At 43.2% G+C, this 17650-nt stretch carries 16 protein-coding genes; 15 read left to right on the top strand and 1 reads right to left on the bottom strand.

Annotated features, from left to right (window positions below):
* The first annotated feature begins 327 nt into the window (after nucleotides 1–327).
* Nucleotides 328–1785 (top strand): ribosomal protection-like ABC-F family protein, encoded by a 1458-nt coding sequence (gene abc-f, locus I579_RS03220; RefSeq protein ID WP_010754941.1) that lies wholly within the window; start codon nucleotides 328–330, stop codon nucleotides 1783–1785.
* 7 nt (nucleotides 1786–1792) lie between these two features.
* Here abc-f and I579_RS03215 read toward each other — a convergent pair whose 3' ends face one another.
* The gene (locus tag I579_RS03215; protein WP_306452668.1) at nucleotides 1793–1969 is read right to left on the bottom strand and encodes a helix-turn-helix domain-containing protein; all 177 of its coding nucleotides are present in this window, start codon (nucleotides 1967–1969) and stop codon (nucleotides 1793–1795) included.
* Nucleotides 1970–1984: 15 nt separating this feature from the next.
* Here I579_RS03215 and I579_RS12870 point away from each other — a divergent pair, with 15 nt between their 5' ends.
* From I579_RS12870 to I579_RS03145, 14 genes are all read left to right on the top strand, one after another.
* Nucleotides 1985–2155, top strand: a complete 171-nt coding sequence (locus I579_RS12870; protein ID WP_161999446.1) for a hypothetical protein — start codon at nucleotides 1985–1987, stop codon at nucleotides 2153–2155.
* 163 nt (nucleotides 2156–2318) lie between these two features.
* On the top strand, nucleotides 2319–3272 hold the full coding sequence (gene trhO, locus I579_RS03205) for an oxygen-dependent tRNA uridine(34) hydroxylase TrhO (protein ID WP_010754939.1): 954 nt from the start codon (nucleotides 2319–2321) through the stop codon (nucleotides 3270–3272).
* A 136-nt stretch (nucleotides 3273–3408) separates the two neighbouring features.
* Nucleotides 3409–5265, top strand: a complete 1857-nt coding sequence (locus tag I579_RS03200) for a heavy metal translocating P-type ATPase (RefSeq protein ID WP_010754938.1) — start codon at nucleotides 3409–3411, stop codon at nucleotides 5263–5265.
* A gap of 124 nt (nucleotides 5266–5389) precedes the next feature.
* Nucleotides 5390–5677: a hypothetical protein gene (locus tag I579_RS03195; protein ID WP_010754937.1), complete on the top strand. Its 288-nt coding sequence runs from the start codon at nucleotides 5390–5392 to the stop codon at nucleotides 5675–5677.
* A 15-nt stretch (nucleotides 5678–5692) separates the two neighbouring features.
* Nucleotides 5693–5929, top strand: coding sequence for a heavy-metal-associated domain-containing protein (locus I579_RS03190; RefSeq protein ID WP_010754936.1), 237 nt, complete (start codon nucleotides 5693–5695; stop codon nucleotides 5927–5929).
* Between the two features lie 52 nt (nucleotides 5930–5981).
* Nucleotides 5982–6641 (top strand): Crp/Fnr family transcriptional regulator, encoded by a 660-nt coding sequence (locus I579_RS03185; protein WP_010754935.1) that lies wholly within the window; start codon nucleotides 5982–5984, stop codon nucleotides 6639–6641.
* 477 nt (nucleotides 6642–7118) lie between these two features.
* On the top strand, nucleotides 7119–8636 hold the full coding sequence (locus I579_RS03180) for an extracellular solute-binding protein (RefSeq protein ID WP_010754934.1): 1518 nt from the start codon (nucleotides 7119–7121) through the stop codon (nucleotides 8634–8636).
* Between the two features lie 314 nt (nucleotides 8637–8950).
* Nucleotides 8951–9613: a DUF1961 family protein gene (locus tag I579_RS03175; RefSeq protein ID WP_010754933.1), complete on the top strand. Its 663-nt coding sequence runs from the start codon at nucleotides 8951–8953 to the stop codon at nucleotides 9611–9613.
* A 2-nt stretch (nucleotides 9614–9615) separates the two neighbouring features.
* Nucleotides 9616–10281, top strand: a complete 666-nt coding sequence (locus tag I579_RS03170; protein ID WP_010754932.1) for a YesL family protein — start codon at nucleotides 9616–9618, stop codon at nucleotides 10279–10281.
* On the top strand, nucleotides 10256–12751 hold the full coding sequence (locus I579_RS03165) for an exo-rhamnogalacturonan lyase family protein (RefSeq protein WP_010754931.1): 2496 nt from the start codon (nucleotides 10256–10258) through the stop codon (nucleotides 12749–12751). Before I579_RS03170 ends, I579_RS03165 begins: the two co-directional genes overlap by 26 nt.
* The gene (locus I579_RS03160; protein WP_010754930.1) at nucleotides 12751–13698 is read left to right on the top strand and encodes an ABC transporter permease; all 948 of its coding nucleotides are present in this window, start codon (nucleotides 12751–12753) and stop codon (nucleotides 13696–13698) included. Before I579_RS03165 ends, I579_RS03160 begins: the two co-directional genes overlap by 1 nt.
* A gap of 12 nt (nucleotides 13699–13710) precedes the next feature.
* A complete protein-coding gene (locus tag I579_RS03155) occupies nucleotides 13711–14589 on the top strand; it encodes a carbohydrate ABC transporter permease (protein WP_010754929.1) in 879 nt (292 codons plus the stop codon).
* A gap of 22 nt (nucleotides 14590–14611) precedes the next feature.
* Nucleotides 14612–15427, top strand: coding sequence for a polysaccharide deacetylase family protein (locus I579_RS03150; RefSeq protein WP_010754928.1), 816 nt, complete (start codon nucleotides 14612–14614; stop codon nucleotides 15425–15427).
* 13 nt (nucleotides 15428–15440) lie between these two features.
* Nucleotides 15441–17648, top strand: coding sequence for a response regulator transcription factor (locus I579_RS03145; RefSeq protein WP_010754927.1), 2208 nt, complete (start codon nucleotides 15441–15443; stop codon nucleotides 17646–17648).
* Nucleotides 17649–17650 lie beyond the last annotated feature (2 nt).

The following is a 17650-nucleotide window of genomic DNA, read 5'->3' as shown; positions in this document are numbered from 1 at the left end:
GAAGAACCTCCTAGATGTAATAATCTAAGCATAGCATGTTCTTGCGGGTTTTAGAATGAGAAAAGCACGGGAGCGGTAATGTCTAAGCTTGCGACGAAAAACTCTTCCATGATATACTGGTTGAAACCAATGTAGGAGGAAATGTCATGACCGCATCTATGAAATTACGCATGAGTCTTTTGAATCGTTAAGTGCATACACATTCAAAAGTCTAGGTAAGCTTAATTTTCAAGGGCGGAGTATGTCCTTTTCCAGTCACAAGTGGGGATAGCTGATAGGCTATGCCTTTTTTTGTGCGTTTTTTTCCTAGCAGAAAGGAATCCTACTATGGAACTTGCAATCAAATTAAAGAATATTCAACAAAGCTTTGGGGCCAAAGAAGTACTAAATATCCCAGAGTTAGCTATTTATCAAAATGACCATATCGGTATTATTGGGGACAATGGTACCGGAAAATCTACCTTATTGCGTCTATTGAAGGGCAATCTAGCGCCAGATGCAGGTGAAGTTCAACGAAAAATTGATTTTCGTTACTATCCTCAACAAGCGCCATTGCCAAAGAATTTGGCGGACTTAGATGGGGAATTAAGCAGTCGCTTGGCCTTGCCTAATCATTTGGAAGGGCTTAGTGGTGGGGAACAGAGTAAGTTTCGCTTGGCTGAGATTTTATCTACCTATGAGTTAGGTTTATTACTAGATGAGCCCACCACCCATTTAGACGAGGCAGGTGTGGAACTCTTGGTAGAAGAACTACGCTATTATTACGGTACATTAGTCTTTGTCAGTCATGATCGACGTTTGTTAAATCAATTGGCCACGAAAATCTGGGAAGTAGCAGAAGGCGGTGTCACTGTCTACTCGGGAAATTACGATGCGTACCGAGAACAAAAGGAAAGTCATACTCTTGCTTTAGCGAAAGCTGGGGAACAATACCAGAAGGAAAAACAGCGTTTGGAAACGGCGATTGAGAAAAAGAAGGTCCAAGCCATTAAAGCCAACCAGCTTTCCGCAAAAAAACGCAAAAAAAATATTCGTCCAGACCGACTTTCTTCATCCAAGCAGAAAGATACTGTTCAGAAAAGTTTACAAAAAACGGCTAAAGCCTTAGCCAGTCGTTTAGATCAATTAGAAGCGCCAGATGCACAGTCTCGCCAACGAAAAATCCACTTCCCATCGAGTCAGATGTTGACCTTACACAATAAATATCCTCTGTCAGGAACGAATTTTACACTTCAAAAAGGAAACAAACTTCTTTTAGAACGCTGTGATTTTCAATTTGGTCTTGGAGAGAAAATCGCTTTGGTAGGTGATAATGGAGTGGGTAAAACTTCCTTTTTGCAGGCATTGATTGCTGGTGACGAGCGTTTGACTCGTTCTCCGAAAGTCGTCTTTTCTGTTTATCAGCAGTTGGCCTATCGACTAAAGGGCAAAGAAGCACTATTAACATATTTAATGAAGGAAACAGATTATCCAGAAAAATTGGTGCGGAGTATTTTGCATAATCTAGGCTTTAGCCAGATAGAAATCAATAAACCCCTTGATGTACTAAGTGGCGGGGAAGCTACCCGCCTGCAATTGGCCCAAGTTTTCGTCCGTCCGGCCAATATCTTGGTTTTAGATGAACCGACGAATTTCATCGACTTGTCTACTATAGAAGCTTTGGAAGAGTTGATTCGTGCTTATCCGGGAACTGTGCTCTTTACATCTCATGACCGCGCCTTTGTAGAGCAAGTAGCTACCAAGATTTACGAATTAAAAGATCAGCAGTTGCTAGAGGTTTTATAAAGAAATTTTAGAATACGGAGTCTGTGTCTTCTGCCTGATATTCCAAAATATCTCCCGGTTGGCAGTCCTGTGCTTTACAAATGGTTTCTAAAGTAGAGAAGCGGATGGCTACGGCTTTTCCGGTTTTTAACTTAGAGAGATTCACATTGGTGATGCCGACTTCTTCAACCAAAACTTGCACCACGGGGAAGAGTGTGCTATGAATAGCAAGGATGATTTTGAAGATGAAGGCGGTGGAAAGATGAACGCAAAAGAAAAAATGCAGGCTTTGATCGAAAAGAAACAAGGTGGCGGTAAGTCGCAACAAAAAGATACGCCAAAAAATGATCGTCGGAATATGCGTAAAGGACCGCATATCTATCAGAAATAAGTAAACGAATGTAGCAAAAGGACAAGGGGAAAATCATTCTCCTTGTCCTTTTTTTGTCCTTGAAAGGCCAGTCTTTGTACACTTTTCAACAAGCAGAAAACTCGATTGAAAAAAGCTTGCCACCTATACTGAAGGGTATAGATTAGCGTAAAGGATGAGAAAAATGGATTATCGCGTACTACTTTTTTATAACTATACCCCGATTGCAGATCCGACGGCTTTTGCTAAGGAACACTTGGCTTTTTGCCGTTCTTTGAATCTAAAAGGCCGGATTTTAGTCGCTGAAGAAGGCATCAATGGCACTCTTTCCGGTACGAAGGCGGAGACGGATGCCTATATGGCGCAGATGAAGGCGGACAGTCGCTTTCAAGACACTCAGTTTAAAATCGACGAGGCAGAAGCCCATGCCTTTAAAAAACTTTTTGTCCGCCCTCGAAAAGAACTGGTGGCGTTGAACTTAGACGAAGATATCGATCCTCGGGAACTGACCGGCAAGTACTTGTCTCCCGCGGAATTTCGGGAGCGACTGTTCGATGAGGAAACCGTGGTTTTGGATGCTCGCAATGACTATGAGTATGATTTAGGTCATTTTCGTGGAGCAGTCCGGCCGGATATTCGCAATTTCCGTGAACTGCCAGGCTGGGTGGCAGAACACAAAGACTTGCTAGTGGGGAAAAAGATTGTGACCTATTGTACCGGGGGGATTCGTTGTGAGAAGTTTTCCGGTTGGTTATTAAAAGAAGGCTTTGAAGATGTAGCGCAACTACACGGGGGCATTGCCACCTATGGCAAAGCGCCAGAAACTAAAGGCGAGTTTTGGGAAGGGGCTATGTATGTTTTTGACGAGCGGATTGCCGTGGAAATCAATCAAGTGAACAAGTCGATCATCGGCAAAGATTGGTTTGATGGTACGCCCTGTGAGCGCTATGTGAACTGTGGCAACCCAGCTTGCAATCGTCAAATCTTAGCTTCAGAAGCAAATCAAGAAAGATACTTAGGGAGCTGCTCGCCGGACTGTCGCCATGCAGCGAACAATCGCTATATCCAGGAGCAAGGCTGGTCGGCAGAAGAAGTAACTCGCCGGTTAGCGGCAATTGGAGAAGTCCCAGTAGCGTAATATCAAAATATCTGTGAGTAAGGCACGGCTAGTTTAGCGGTGTCTTTTTTTGCGGAAAAAAACAAAACTTGATGGCGGTCAATTTCTTCTGGGGCGTTCCTCATTATACTAAGGGCGTAGATGAGGAGGAGTAAAAATGCAAAAACAGATCATGAGTCATAAAAATCAAATTGCTTTAGTGAATGGGATCTTGGTGGTAGTGGGCTTTGGCGCACATTTCTTACTGCACAATGAACCTTTAGAAGTGGGGGCCTTTGTCCTAGCGTCTATTCTTGGGGTCTTGCCTATTGCCTTACAAGCCTATCAAGCTCTGCGGGTCCGGGTGGTGAGTATTGATCTTTTGGTGACGATTGCAGTGATTGGCGCCTTTGCCATTCAAAATTTTGAAGAGTCCGCGGTAGTGACCTTTCTCTTTTTGTTTGGGGCCTACTTAGAGCAGCGGACATTGAATCAAACCCGGTCTGCCATTAAAGAGTTGACGGAATTGGCGCCGGAAAGTGCGCTATTACAAGTGGCGGAGGGCCAATACGAAGAAGTCGACGTGGATGAGGTAGACGAGGGGGATGTGCTTTTAGTCAAAACCGGAGCTAAAGTGCCGGTGGACGGCCATGTCTTAAGAGGGGAAGGCCACATCAATGAAGCCAGCATCACCGGTGAATCACTACCGGTGACGAAAAGTGTGGGCAGCGATGTTTTTGCCGGATCGATTTTGGAAAATGGCACCTTGGAAATTCAAGCGGATAAAGTCGGGGAAGATACGACTTTTGGCAAAATCATCGAGTTAGTGGAAGAAGCCCAAGATTCAAAATCCGAAGCCGAGCGTTTGATTGATCGCTTTGCTAAGTATTACACGCCGATTGTGTTGCTTTTGGCGCTGGTAGTCTGGGCCTTTACCCGTAATCTGGAACTGGCGATTACAATTTTAGTGCTGGGCTGTCCTGGGGCATTAGTCATCGGGGTCCCTGTGTCCAATGTCTCCGGGATTGGCAATGGTGCCCGTCACGGGATTTTGCTAAAAGGTAGCGAGGTGATTAATCGCTTCAGCCAAGTGGACACCATGGTTTTTGATAAAACAGGCACGTTGACCATAGGCAATCCAGAAGTAGCCGACTGGCAGTTTTATGGTAACGAGGCGGAGAAAAAGCAAGTTTTCGCTTTTCTTGGCAGTATCGAAGAAGAATCAGATCATCCTTTAGGCAAAGCCGTGCTGAATTGGCTAGGGAACTTTGACAAAGTACCCGTGACAGAAACTAAAGTGGTCAAAGGTGGCGGGGTTACAGCAACAGTCGCCGGGCGTCAAATCGCTGTGGGAAATCTCGCCTTAATGGCACAAACCGGGTTGACCGTATCCAAGGCCATCGAAAAAGACGCTCAGAATTTTGAAGCCAAAGGCAATTCCTTAGTAGCCTTGGCTGTGGATGGGCAATTGGTGCTACTTTTAGGGATTCGAGATCAATTACGTCCGGGAGTCAAAGGGGTTTTAGGCCAGTTAAAAGAACTTGGGGTTAAAAATCTGGTCTTACTTTCCGGGGACAATCAAGGCACGGTGACTTTAGTGGCAGAGGAGCTGGGCCTGACGGAAGCCAAAGGGAATATGCTACCGGAAGACAAAGCCAATTACATTGAACAATTGCAAAGCCAAGGACAAGTGGTGGCTTTTGTGGGGGATGGGGTCAATGATAGTCCATCCTTAGCCCTTGCAGATATTGGCATCGCCATGGGCAACGGCACCGATGTAGCCATTGAAACTTCCGATGTCGTCTTGATGAACTCAGATTTTGCGCGCTTGCCACACGCTCTTGGCTTAACCAAAGCGACAGCACGGAATATGAAGGAAAACATCGGGATTGCTATTGGCGTGGTGCTAGTGTTGTTGGCCAGTCTAATTTTCAGCAATTGGATGAATATGACCATTGGGATGTTTGTCCATGAAGGCAGTATTTTAGTCGTGATTTTAAATGGGATGCGTCTTTTGCGCTACAAAGTAAAATAAAAAGCAAAAACTTGATAGCTATCAAGTACTGGAGTGCCACCGGTGACTATACTAAAAGTGTTAAAGGAAGTGGACAACAAACAGGAACCGTCCATTTCCCTATTAAAGAAAGAAGGAATCAATTATGTCAGCAGTTACTTATTTATCCAAAAACGCAGAAACCTTAGCTTTGTATACCACGGCCATCACCAGAGCCCATGGGAAACACCATCCAGAAGTCTTCGATGTCAAAAAAGTCTATGGCGAGCTAACCGACAAAATTGCCAATCAAGGGGAAAAAGCCGATCTAACACCAGAATTTGATGAATTGCGTAAGCTGACCCAAGACTTTACCATCCCCGCAGATGCTTGCCCAACAATGACGAAGACGTATGAAATGCTAGCCGAAGCCGCTCAATTGAATCAAAAGTAAAAGGAGGAGTTCATCATGGCAAAAGCAATTTTAAATTTAGAAACCTTGGCTTGCCCAACTTGTATGCAAAAAATCGAAAGTGGTGTCAAACGCATGGCTGGGGTGGATAGCGATAGCGTCAAAGTACTATTCAACGCTAGCAAATTGAAAGCTACTTTCAATGAAAAAGAAACGAGTTTAGCAGCGATTCAAAAAACAGTGGAAGACCTAGGCTATCCGGTTTTAAAAGCCGTGGAAAAAGCAAGTTCCTAACGCTTTTTTTAAGATGGTGATAGGATAAAGAAAAACGGTGGAGGTGAAGTCGATGACAGAAGAACATCTATGTGTTTCGCTAGTTCCTTTGTTTAATCATCTGGATGTGGAAGATCAGCAAAAGGTCAATGCTTTGACCCGTCATCGGGTGGTGGCAAAAGGCGAGCAAGTCTTTTCTCCTGAAGGGGAGGCCCAGTTGGTAATCGTGGCCCGAGGAACACTGAAAGTCTATCAACTTTCCGCCAGTGGCAAAGAACAGCTCTTGCGCATTGTGGAACCGGGAGGCTATGAAGGGGAGAATCAGCTTTTTGGAGCATCTAATACCGCAAGCTTTGGAGAAGCCTTAGTGCCTAGTGAAGTCTGTGTCTTACGGCAAGCCGACTTCACCAAACTTTTGGAAGACTATCCTAAGATCGCTTTGAAACTACTAAAAATCAACGCAGAAAAAAGCTTGCGCACGGAGCAACAAGCCCAGTTTTTATCCATGGAAAAAGTCGAGGAACGCTTAGCTGCCTATTTACTGGATTTGAGCCTAGTGGCCGACAGTGAGGAAATCACCTTGCCTATGAAGATGAAAGAACTAGCGGCTTTTTTGGGAACCACTCCAGAGACCTTGTCTAGAAAGTTTAAGCTATTGGAAGCACAAAACTTGATTCTCCGGGATAAAAAACAGATTACGATTTTAGATCAGGATGGATTGGAAGATCTTTAGATTTGAAGTATGGGCCGCAACTTGTAAGAGTTGCGGTCTTTTTTGTCGACTGTTCACTGAAAGTGGCTACTTGTTTACGATAGAAACAAGACTTTAGGTTTCATTTAGCTTTCTTTTACACTTTTGGCTTTTTCCCATCATACTTTCTTCAAATTTCTTGAGTATTCTATATCCATACCAACAAACAACCCTAACACTTTTTCATTTTCTCCTCCCCTCGCCGCCTGACCAGCGGCGAGTTTTTTTGTTTTCCAGACTTTGACAGTAACAGATAGATATGATAAGTATAACTAGCGGAAAGTGCAGAGCTTTTTTTATTGACAAAGGAATTTAATCTATTTAAAAAACGCTTACATACCAACAGTTTCCACATTTTAGCAAAAACAGTCAATTGCGGGAAATCGGGTCCTTCGTTATGATTTCCTTGTTGAAAGCGGTTGTAAAACCGTGATAATCAAATTTCGAGGAGGAAATAAAGTGAAAAAAAGTTTAATGCTTTTTGGTGCAGGGTTGCTTTCGCTTACCCTGTTATCAGCTTGTGGCAAGAGTGAAGAAACAAAGGCGGCGGATGCTAACACCATTACCATGTTGGCACCGTACATTGAAACGGAGCCCCCATCAGATGACAATGAAATCATCAAAGGGCTGGAAAAATATACTGGGAAAGAGATCGATATCAGCTGGGCTCCGAACACTTCTTATGAAGACAAAATGAACATTACATTGGCTTCCGATGATATTCCCCAAGTCATGGTTGTACAACAAAAATCTGGTGGCTTTATTAAATCTGCCGAAAACGGCGCTTTCTGGGATTTAACGGATTATTTGAAAGACTATCCAAACTTGTCTCAAGCCAATGAAGACATTTTGCGGAACTCATCTGTAAACGGCAAAGTCTACGGGGTCTTCCGGAAACGGGATGCGATGCGTACGGCAGTCATGGTACGTCAAGACTGGTTGGACAATCTTGGTTTAGAAATGCCTAAATCCATTGATGATTTATACAACTTGGCCAAAGCCTTTACAGAAAACGATCCTGATGGCAATGGTCAAAATGATACGTATGGTTTGATTATCCCGCAATGGCCAGGCTCTATTAACACAAACAGTCCTTATGATGTATTAGCGACTTGGTTTGGTTCTGGCAATGCTTGGGTTGAACAAGATGGAAAATTAGAACCTTCCTTTACACAACCGGAATATTTGGAATCAATCAAATACGTGAAAGATATGGTAGATAAAGGTTACGTGAACAAGGATTTTGCGACATTAGCAGCGGATAAATGGGACGAACCATTTATCAACGGCCGTGGAGGCATCATCATCGATACCTACTCTCGGGCAGCGTCTATTAGTAATAAGTTGACTCAAGCTGGCGAAGAAGATTTTGTGACTTTCACTGGGAACTTGACGGACAATGAAGGCCAAATGAACGCATTACCAACAGATGGGTACTCTGGTTTCTTAGCAATTCCGAAAGCTAGTGTGAAGACGGAAAAAGAATTGAAGGAAGTCTTGACTTTCTTGGATAAATTGAATGATGAAGAAGCTCAAATCTTGTTGAATAACGGGATTGAAGGTACGAACTTCAAGGTTGTTGATGGGATGGCAGAAGCAATTAAAGGGACTACTGAAGCAGATGCATTGAATAATGCGGTGAAAGGTTATTCACAAATTGGCATGAATGTGACTGCTGAAGATAAGTATTACAAAGCAAAACCAGAAACTGAAACAGCAATGAAGAGTTATGAAAAACGTTTGTCTTTAATGGAAGCAGACGAAGAGTTTGCGGTATACAATCCAGCGGCTTCTTACAATACGCAAACTTACGTTACCAAAGGGACCCAATTGAACCAAATCATCAGCGACGCTCGGGTACAATACGTGGCAGGTCAAATTGATGAAAAAGGTTGGGAAGATGCCGTTCAATTATGGCATGATCAAGGTGGTACCCAATTGGTGAAAGAAACCAACGAACTACACGAAAAAGAATAATCCGTTAAAGAGGCTGGAGATTCATTCAGCCTCTTTTTCTGTCTTATTTCAGCTAGCAGAGGATTTTTTAAAAGCCTGAAATTAGCCGGCGATATTCAAAGGTAAGTAGCAACTAGTCTTTAGTAAGTGATCAGTACGAAAGTGGTTGACCTGTAGTTTTGCGACAATTGTTTTTCTTCAAGAAAAATCAATTAAAAACGCTTACATATCAGCGGTTTCTGCGGATTTCAAAAAAAGTCAATTGTTAGAAACCCAGGTCAAGACTATTATGAGTGTACAAAATTGAAACCGTTTTAGTAACGAAGGGTGATCGCATGAAACAATATCGTTTGATTTATGAAAATCCACTCCAAACACCAGAAGATGTTGCAGGATTCATCACAGAAGGGAATCCTAAAATCTCCTTTGATGGTGGCTTGGTATTAACCAATGGAGATGATGAAAGTTTGGGAGATTATGCCCACTTTCTTTATTGGGTGCCACAGAAATTTCCAGATCGGATACGCATTGAGTGGCAATTTAAGCCATTGGAGGAACCGGGATTGTGTATGATGTTCTTTTCCGCCATGGGGCAGGAGAAAGATCTGTTTGATCCAAGTTTGCCAGAGCGTAATGGGTATTATCCCCAATATCATTCAGGGGCGATTGATGCGTATCATATCTCCTATTATCGCCGGAAATATGCTACAGAACGCTGCTTTGAAACGTGTAACTTACGCAAGAGTCATGGCTTTCATTTAGTCGCTCAAGGTGCAGATCCTTTGCCGGGAGTCGCAGATGTCCTAGAGTTTTATCAATTAGCCATCGAAAAAGATGGTAATCATGTTCGTTTTTGGATGAACGATTTATTGTTGTTTTCCTATGAAGAAGATGGAGCTTATGGACCGGCCTTAGCTGAGGGGTACATTGGCTTTCGTCAAATGGCTCCAATGAAAGCTTGCTACAAGGACTTGAAGGTCTATCAAAAGGAGGAGTAACCGTGAATTGGAAGAAAATTTATGCTTCTGCGGAACTGATTTTTTACTGTTTACGCATTAATCTCTGCGTTTTGTTAGGAATCTTGATGGGGGGTGTGCTACTAGGAATTGGCCCGGGGATTCAAGCCGGGTTTCATTTGGCAAAGCTGGATATTCGCAAACAAGGCGTGCCGGTTTTACGCACGTACTTATCCTACTACAAGGAGAACTTTTGGCGTAGCAACCGAATCTTTGGCCCAATTCTATTGATTTTCGGTCTACCTACCGTTATGGTTCAACTTTTTGTGGTAACGGATTTAACCATTAAAGGACTGGTACTCTACATCATCAGTCAATGTATTCTGATTACGGTTGTAATGACAATGTTTGCCATGTATGAGTTTTACGAGATTCCGGCAAAACGGTATTTCGGCTTTTCCTTGAAATTTTTGACCTATCAACCTGTAGGAAGCTTATTGGGCCTGTTGTGGTTTGGTATTTGTAGCACCGTTACGTTGCTATTACCGGGTTTGTTACCCTTTGTAAGTATTGGTATTTGGATTTATGGAACTATGGGATTGTATTTGAAATTCTTTGAAGAAAATGAACAAAAAGTAGCCGCTGCGGCTGTAGAAGAGACAAGCGAGATGGAGGAAGCAACAAATGGGATTGAAATGGTTAAAAGATAGTCCAAAAGTCATTCGAGGAATGAGCTTTGGTCATCCTTGGCATAAAGGGGAATTAGCTGTTGCTGAAGTAGCCGAAAAGGACTTTTACTTAGGAGAAACACCATTACAGACGAAGGTTATGGCGTATTGGCCGGATGGTTCAGTGAAGTGGACCGGTCACAATGGCGTGGTTTCCTCAGAAACTGAACTGAACTTTCATCAAGGAGAGCAACTGGAACAACAGGCAATCGCCAATGAAAAATACAACGGAATTTATTTTGATAATGGTATCATCAAAGGCTTCTTCCCGAAACACGGGGAAGGCATCAATCTTTTGGACTGGGTACAAGTATCAGGAGAAAAACGCCTGACTAATTTGCATTTACTTTTACAATACCAAGGAAAGAAATATCGCTCTCAGGTAACGGGTTTGAAGTTAGAAGAAAATGGCGGAGAAAAAGCCGTCATAAAAGTAACCGGAGAAATCCACATTCAAGGTCAGTGTGCCCAAGAGTTCACTCTGCGTTTTCGTATTTATCGAGGACTGGCCAAACTGGAAATCATCCACACGGTAGTCATCATCAAAGGATTAGCTTATGAAGGTTTAGGCTTGGAATTCACCACAGCACTTACCGGCGAAAAGTGGAATCGACAAGTGAAATTCGTCGGGGATGATGTATACAGCGAACCGGCGCAATTATTGCTTTCCCGCCGCTTTTATGAAAATAATCCAAATTATCACTTACAAGCCCAAGGGGAAATCGTAAAGCTAGATGCAGAAGACGAACCGATGTTGCTTCACGGGAAAGAAAATGCAATTTGGAACAACTTCCGTGTAGTTCAAAGTACGCATCGCTCATTTGAAATGGCGAAGCAAACTGGTAAGGATTACTGTTGGTTGCCCATGGGAGACGGGGCTCATTACTCTGGTACCTTGTATGCCGGTGGAGAAACTGGTGGGGTTGCTTGTAGCTTGGAAAACTTCTGGGAAAAAGCTCCTTCTGAAATCGAAGTTAGTGGATTGAGCCATGATCAAACGAAACTGACTACTTGGCTTTGGTCTCCAGAAGCTGAAGCGATGGATTTTCGTCATTATTCTGAACGGGATCACATGCTTAGTGGGTATGAAGGTATGGAGGAAATCCGCTCCACCCCGGTGGGCATCGCTAATACTTCTCGAATCTGGATTGACCTCTTTTCCACTCCTGCTAGTAACGAAGAACTCCTTGCCTTAGCAGAGGAAAATCAGCAACCGGCGCAAATTGTGGCGAACCCTGAGGATTATCGTAATACTGGAGTCTTCGGTTACTTCAGCTTACCGGATAAGAGTAATCAGACCAAAACCATGTTAGAAGAGCAAATGTTAGCTTTACGCCAGTTTTATTTAGCTGAAGTGGGGCAACGGAGCTGGTATGGTTTTTGGAACTTCGGTGATGTGATGCATACCTATGACCGCTTCCGCCATCAATGGCGCTATGATTTGGGCGGTTACGCTTGGCAAAATACCGAGCTCGTGCCAAATATGTGGTTGTGGCTAGACTTTCTTCGCACAGGGGATGCCGAGGTGTACTACTTCGCTGAAAACATGACTCGTCATACTTCTGAAGTGGACCAATATCACGCTGGAGAATACAAGGGACTAGGATCACGACACAATGTCTTACATTGGGGTTGTCAAGCCAAAGAAGTCCGCATTTCGATGGCCGGGTTACACCGCTATTATTATTATTTAACCGGCGACGAACGCATCGGAGAAATCATGGAGCAAGTCAAAGACAACGAAGAATACGCTTTTGATGAGTTACCGCCAATGCGAGAATTCATGGAAAGAGACGGTCAGAAAATTCCCGTCCGTGTCGGCCCCGACTGGTCAGCTTTGGTTTCAAACTGGTTTACCCAATGGGAACGTACTGGCGATCAGGTCTACTTGCAAAAGATTTTGACAGGAATTGATTGCTTGAAACGATCACCAAATCGGCTGCTTTCTGGTCCGATTACCATGTTTGATCCAGAGAAGAAGACGCTGGATTATCTAGGGACTGGTTTGACTGGAGGCTATCACATGGTCATTTCCTTTGGGGCACCCCAAGTGTGGACGGAGCTGGCTATGAACTTAGAAGATGACGAGTGGTCGGACATGGTCGCTGAGTTTGGCTGGATGTACAGTCTGTCACCAGAAGATAAGGAGCACTACTCGGAAGGCTTATTGAAAGAACCAAACTTCTCTTGGCCAATGTTTGCTACGACGATGATGGCTTATGGGGCAGTTCAGCGAAACGATCAAAAAATTAGCCAACGGGCATGGGATTTACTTTTACAAAACGATCTATCTGGCATGGCGTTACCAGTAGCAGACTCCCGACAAGCAGTAGCCACTTGGCAAAAGGTGTCAGAAATGCCTTGGATTTCTACGAATGTGGTTTCTCAATGGTGCTTAAACGTGATTTGCTGTCTTGATTTAATCGGGGATGAAATGAAGGAGGAAAACTAATGGAAACAACAATCCGTAAAACGACTAAGAAAAAAAGTGCCTTGGGGAGTTTTATGCGGCATTTTAAACAAAATAAATGGCTATACTTGCTGACAGTTCCTGGGATTTTGTACTTTGCAATCTTCAAGTACGCTCCGATGTATGGGCTGATTATCGCTTTTAAAGACTATGTGCCTTTTGCTGGAATCAACGGTAGTCAATGGGTCGGCTTACAGAACTTCCGGGATTTCTTTAGCAACCCAGACTTTTTCCGGATTCTTTGGAACACGTTAATGTTGGCTTTCTTAAACATCTTTTTCTCTTTTCCAGCACCAATCGTCTTGGCATTGTTGTTAAATGAATTACGCAGCAAGGTCTTCCAACGTACTGTCCAAACCTTTGTCTATGTGCCACACTTTTTATCTTGGACCATCGTGGTTAGCTTGTGGTACATCTTGTTCAATGTGGACCATGGGGCGGTAGCAAACTTTGTCGCTTCCTTAACAGGGAAAGAAATCGATTTTCTTTCGGATCCAGCATGGTTCCGGCCGATGATCGTCTTGCAGTCGATTTGGAAAGAAATCGGTTGGGGCACCATTATTTACTTAGCCGCATTGTCTGGTGTCGATCAAGAGCAATATGAAGCAGCCATCATGGATGGTGCCGGACGCTTCCGTCGAGTATGGCATATTACGTTACCAGCGATTCGTTCTACCATTATCATTATGCTGATTATGAAAGTTGGCTCAATTTTAACCACGGGCTTTGACCAAATTTACTTGATGACCAACCAATTGAACCGTACCGTAGCGGATGTATTCGATACTTACGTCTACATGATGGGGATTACCAATGGGGCATATAGTTATTCCACAGCGGTAGGGCTATTCAAATCAGTTGTCGGTATCATCTTAGTCTTTGGTACGAACAAGCTGGCAAAACGCTTTGGCGAAAGCGGCTTGTATTAAGGAGGAAACCCCATGAAAAACATGCACAATACCACAGCCGGAAAAGTTTTCGATGTCTTTAATTTCATCTTTTTAGGCTTAATCGGGCTGATTATGATCATTCCTTTTATTTACGTTGTCGCGGGTTCATTCGCTACTGAATTGGAATTAACTACCCGTAGCTTCTTCTTGTGGCCTAAAGAATTTACTTTAGAGTCTTACAAGTACATTTTTTCCACAAATACTTTTGTTCGTAGCTTGTTAGTCACGATTGGGGTAACGATTGTCGGGACGCTAGTACAATTGTTTTGTACCTTCACTTTTGCCTATCCATTGTCTCGCCGGCACTTGCAAGGGCGCAATACTTTATTGAACTTAGTAATCTTCGCTATGTTGTTTTCCGGTGGGATGATTCCAACCTTTATCGTCATTAAGAACTTAGGATTAATCGATACCTACTGGGCGTTGATCTTGCCGATTGCTATTAATCCATTTAACTTAATGATCATTAAAAACTTCTTCCAAGAATTGCCTGTGGAACTAGAAGAGTCGGCAAAAATGGATGGCTGTACTGAAATTGGGATTCTCTGGAAAATCATGTTACCACTATCAAAACCGGTAATTGCTACTTTTACATTGTTCTATGCGGTGGGAATTTGGAATGACTTCATGAGTGGTTTGCTGTACATTAACGACGCTGCTAAATGGCCGATCCAATTACTCTTACGCCAAATTACTATGGCTTCCAGTGGAGCCAATGCTCTTTCTAGCATGGATCCAAACTATGTGCCACCAGAACAAGGGGTTAAATTTGCTGTAATTATCGTGGCCACTCTACCAATCTTGATTTTCTATCCATTCTTACAAAAACACTTTGCCAAAGGGATGCTCGTGGGCTCCGTGAAAGGGTAAAGAAAAGAGGCTAGTAAAAAAAATGAAGCAGTACTATTTGTGTTATCCAGGAGGAAAATTTAAGGCGTTAACCATGAGTTATGACGACGGTCGCACCGAAGACCGTCGTCTCATAGAAATCTTTAATCGTTGGGGACTAAAAGGCACCTTCCATTTAAATGGTGGGCGTTTTCCCGACGCTTTCGGGGACAAGGCAGATCATGATCGGATTTCCATGAGTGAAGTTGCGGATTTATATCAAGGGCATGAGGTAGCTTGTCATACTCTGACGCACCCAACGATTGAGCGTTGCCCATTACCTCAAGTGGCTCAGGAAATTTTGGAAGATCGTAAAGTATTAGAAAGTCTGACTGAGTATCCAGTGCAAGGGCTGTCTTATCCTAATGGGTCTTTTACCCAAGAGATTATCGATTTATTGCCTGCTTTGGGCATCGAGTACAGCCGAGTGGTAGGCAGCCACCATCACTACGGCTTACCTAAGGATTGGTATCGGTGGCAAGCGACTTGTCATCACAACCATGATTTGTTAAAACATGGAGCAGAATTCATCGGTTTGGAAAAGAAGCAGTACCTATACTTAATGTATGTCTGGGGACACAGCTTTGAGTTCAGTCGTGATGACAACTGGGCTCTAATGGAGTCTTTTGCAGAACAAGTTGGCCAGCGAGATGATATTTGGTATTGCACCAATTTGGAATTTAAACGATACATGGACGCGGGCCGTCAACTCATTTATACTGTAGACGGAAGTCAGGTGCTCAACTTGTCTCAACTACCGGTCTGGATTTCGGTGGATGGAGAAATCATTCAGTTGAACAGTGGCCTCAATCGAATCTAGAGGATGAAGAGATATGAAGCTTTTGAAAAAAGGCGGCTTACAAAGGCGGATTCAATTGATGAGTCTATGGATTGTCTTGCCTTTGCTAGTAGTGGCATTGGTGCTACATGCCTATGTTAGTGGCCCTTTGCAGAAATCCTATCGCCAAGCGAACAATCAGCAAATCGCCGGAGTAGTAGACAATATTAACCAACAGCTTTCTCAGTTAGAAATTAGCCTAAGCGTTTGGGGACAGTCTTATGAAAATCGCTTTAGTGAGCAAATCACAGCGGATACAGCCTACCAAACATTGAATCAAATCTCAGAGGAACTGTTTTATTTAGCGAATAGTTCAAACTATGTAAGCAATGTAAGGATCTATTCCTTAGGGAAGGATCCTTTTGGTTTGGAAAGTGGTGGGACCTTCCAACTAAGTGAGAAACAACAAAAAAAGGCGCTTAAAGATTTCAAGATAGCAGATAACAAACTCTATCGTTGGCAAATCGCTGAAAATGGGCATCTAGATTTCGTTCAAAACATTAATACCAATAATCCCGATACGCCCTTGGTTTATCTCGTAGCCACGTTGGATGCCAAGTCCATGTTGAAGTATTTCAATGCGACACAGGTGCCCAACAGTGGTGTGGGGATCGCTTTTGACAAAGGGACTATCATAACCGCTGGTGATTCAGCATTACGTACCTATTTGAAAGAGAACACGCCAGCTGCTGGCTCTTGGGTGGAACGCATCAATGGAGAAGAATACAGTGTGATGGCTAGGGAAAACGCTCGACTGAATCAAACTTGGACCTTTTATTCCTTAGTACCATTGAAGGCGGTTACTGGCCCAATTACCCATTTGGCAAATGTCTTGTTGATCTTGAGCACCATCTTTATCGCAGGCGTATTGGTACTTAGTCTTTATCTCGCAGGTAAACAATATCAACCTATTCAACAAACAATGGAACGCTTGTTTGGCGATGATAATTGGCAAGCCGAAGATGAATTGCAGTTTTTAGTCGATCGTTGGAATCAAATGGACCAAGAAAAAGATAAACTAGAACGACAGACTCTCCGCTTGCAAGATTCGGCTAAACGGCAAGTAATGCAACAATTAGTCGAGGGATATTACGGTTATTTACAAGAGGTAGAACTGCGCCAACACTTGATCCAAAAAGGTTGGGACGTGAACTATCAAGGCTATCGTATCCTCTTTATCCAGGTCAATGAGCTGATCACTCCTCAGCAAGCGGTACAAGAAGATCACTACACTTTCTTCGCTATTGAAAACATTGTCAACGATTTGACGAGTATGTACTTTGCGGATGGGACGATTTTAGCTTTTGACCAGATGCAGATTACGCTGGTGGCCATGATGGATGATTTGGAGTACCAAGAATTCGTGACTGCTTTGACGAAGCAAATTAATTCGGTGATTCGGCGTCATTTGACGATTGTGATTTCACCTTTAGAAAACCAGTTCCGCTTAATACCAGATTTGGTGGAAGAGACGCAGCGATTGATTACGCACCAACATCTGTTATTAGAAAATCAAGTGCTAGTAGAAGAGACCCGAGATAAGCAGTTACCAAAGTATCCTGTGACCCAGGAAAAATTGATGATTACCGCACTGAAGAGTAGCTACCAAGAGGAACTCTACAACAGCACCGCAGCCTTTATCAAACAAGCCTTGGTGAAAAATGATCGGCAATACGCCGTCTTATTCGTGATTAATCGTTTGTATGATCAAGTGGAATATGAACTTAGCGAAAGTGGTATCGTCTCCAGTGAATATTTAGGGAAAACCGTATTATTGGAACGGATTCAACGGATTTTAAATCCGGAGCAAGTCACCGACTTTCTCTTCCAACATTTCTTGAAGCCGGTCTCGTTACTTTGGCAGGAAAAAGTCTCGAATTCTTTCAATGAGACGATTCAAGAAGTCGCTAATTACATGCAAAAGGAATTTACCAATGAGCAGATGTCATTGGAGTATGTGGCAGACCAGTTTGAATTGGATCCAATCTTTTTAAGTAAGGAATTCAAACGAGTGAAACACGTTACGTTTATTGATTATTTGACCAATATCCGTATTGCTGAGGCCAAGCGTTTGTTAGTAGAAACAAATCAACAAATCAGTAGTATTGCGGAAAGCATGGGGTACAATCCTAGCTATTTCAATCGGCTCTTTAAAAAAGTAACGGGGATGACCCCAGGGCAATACCGCAAGGGCCGAGGATAAAC

The sequence above is a fragment of the Enterococcus asini ATCC 700915 genome, assembly GCF_000407365.1.
GTDB lineage: Bacteria > Bacillota > Bacilli > Lactobacillales > Enterococcaceae > Enterococcus_C > Enterococcus_C asini.
This window is presented reverse-complemented; position numbering and strand designations above follow the sequence as displayed.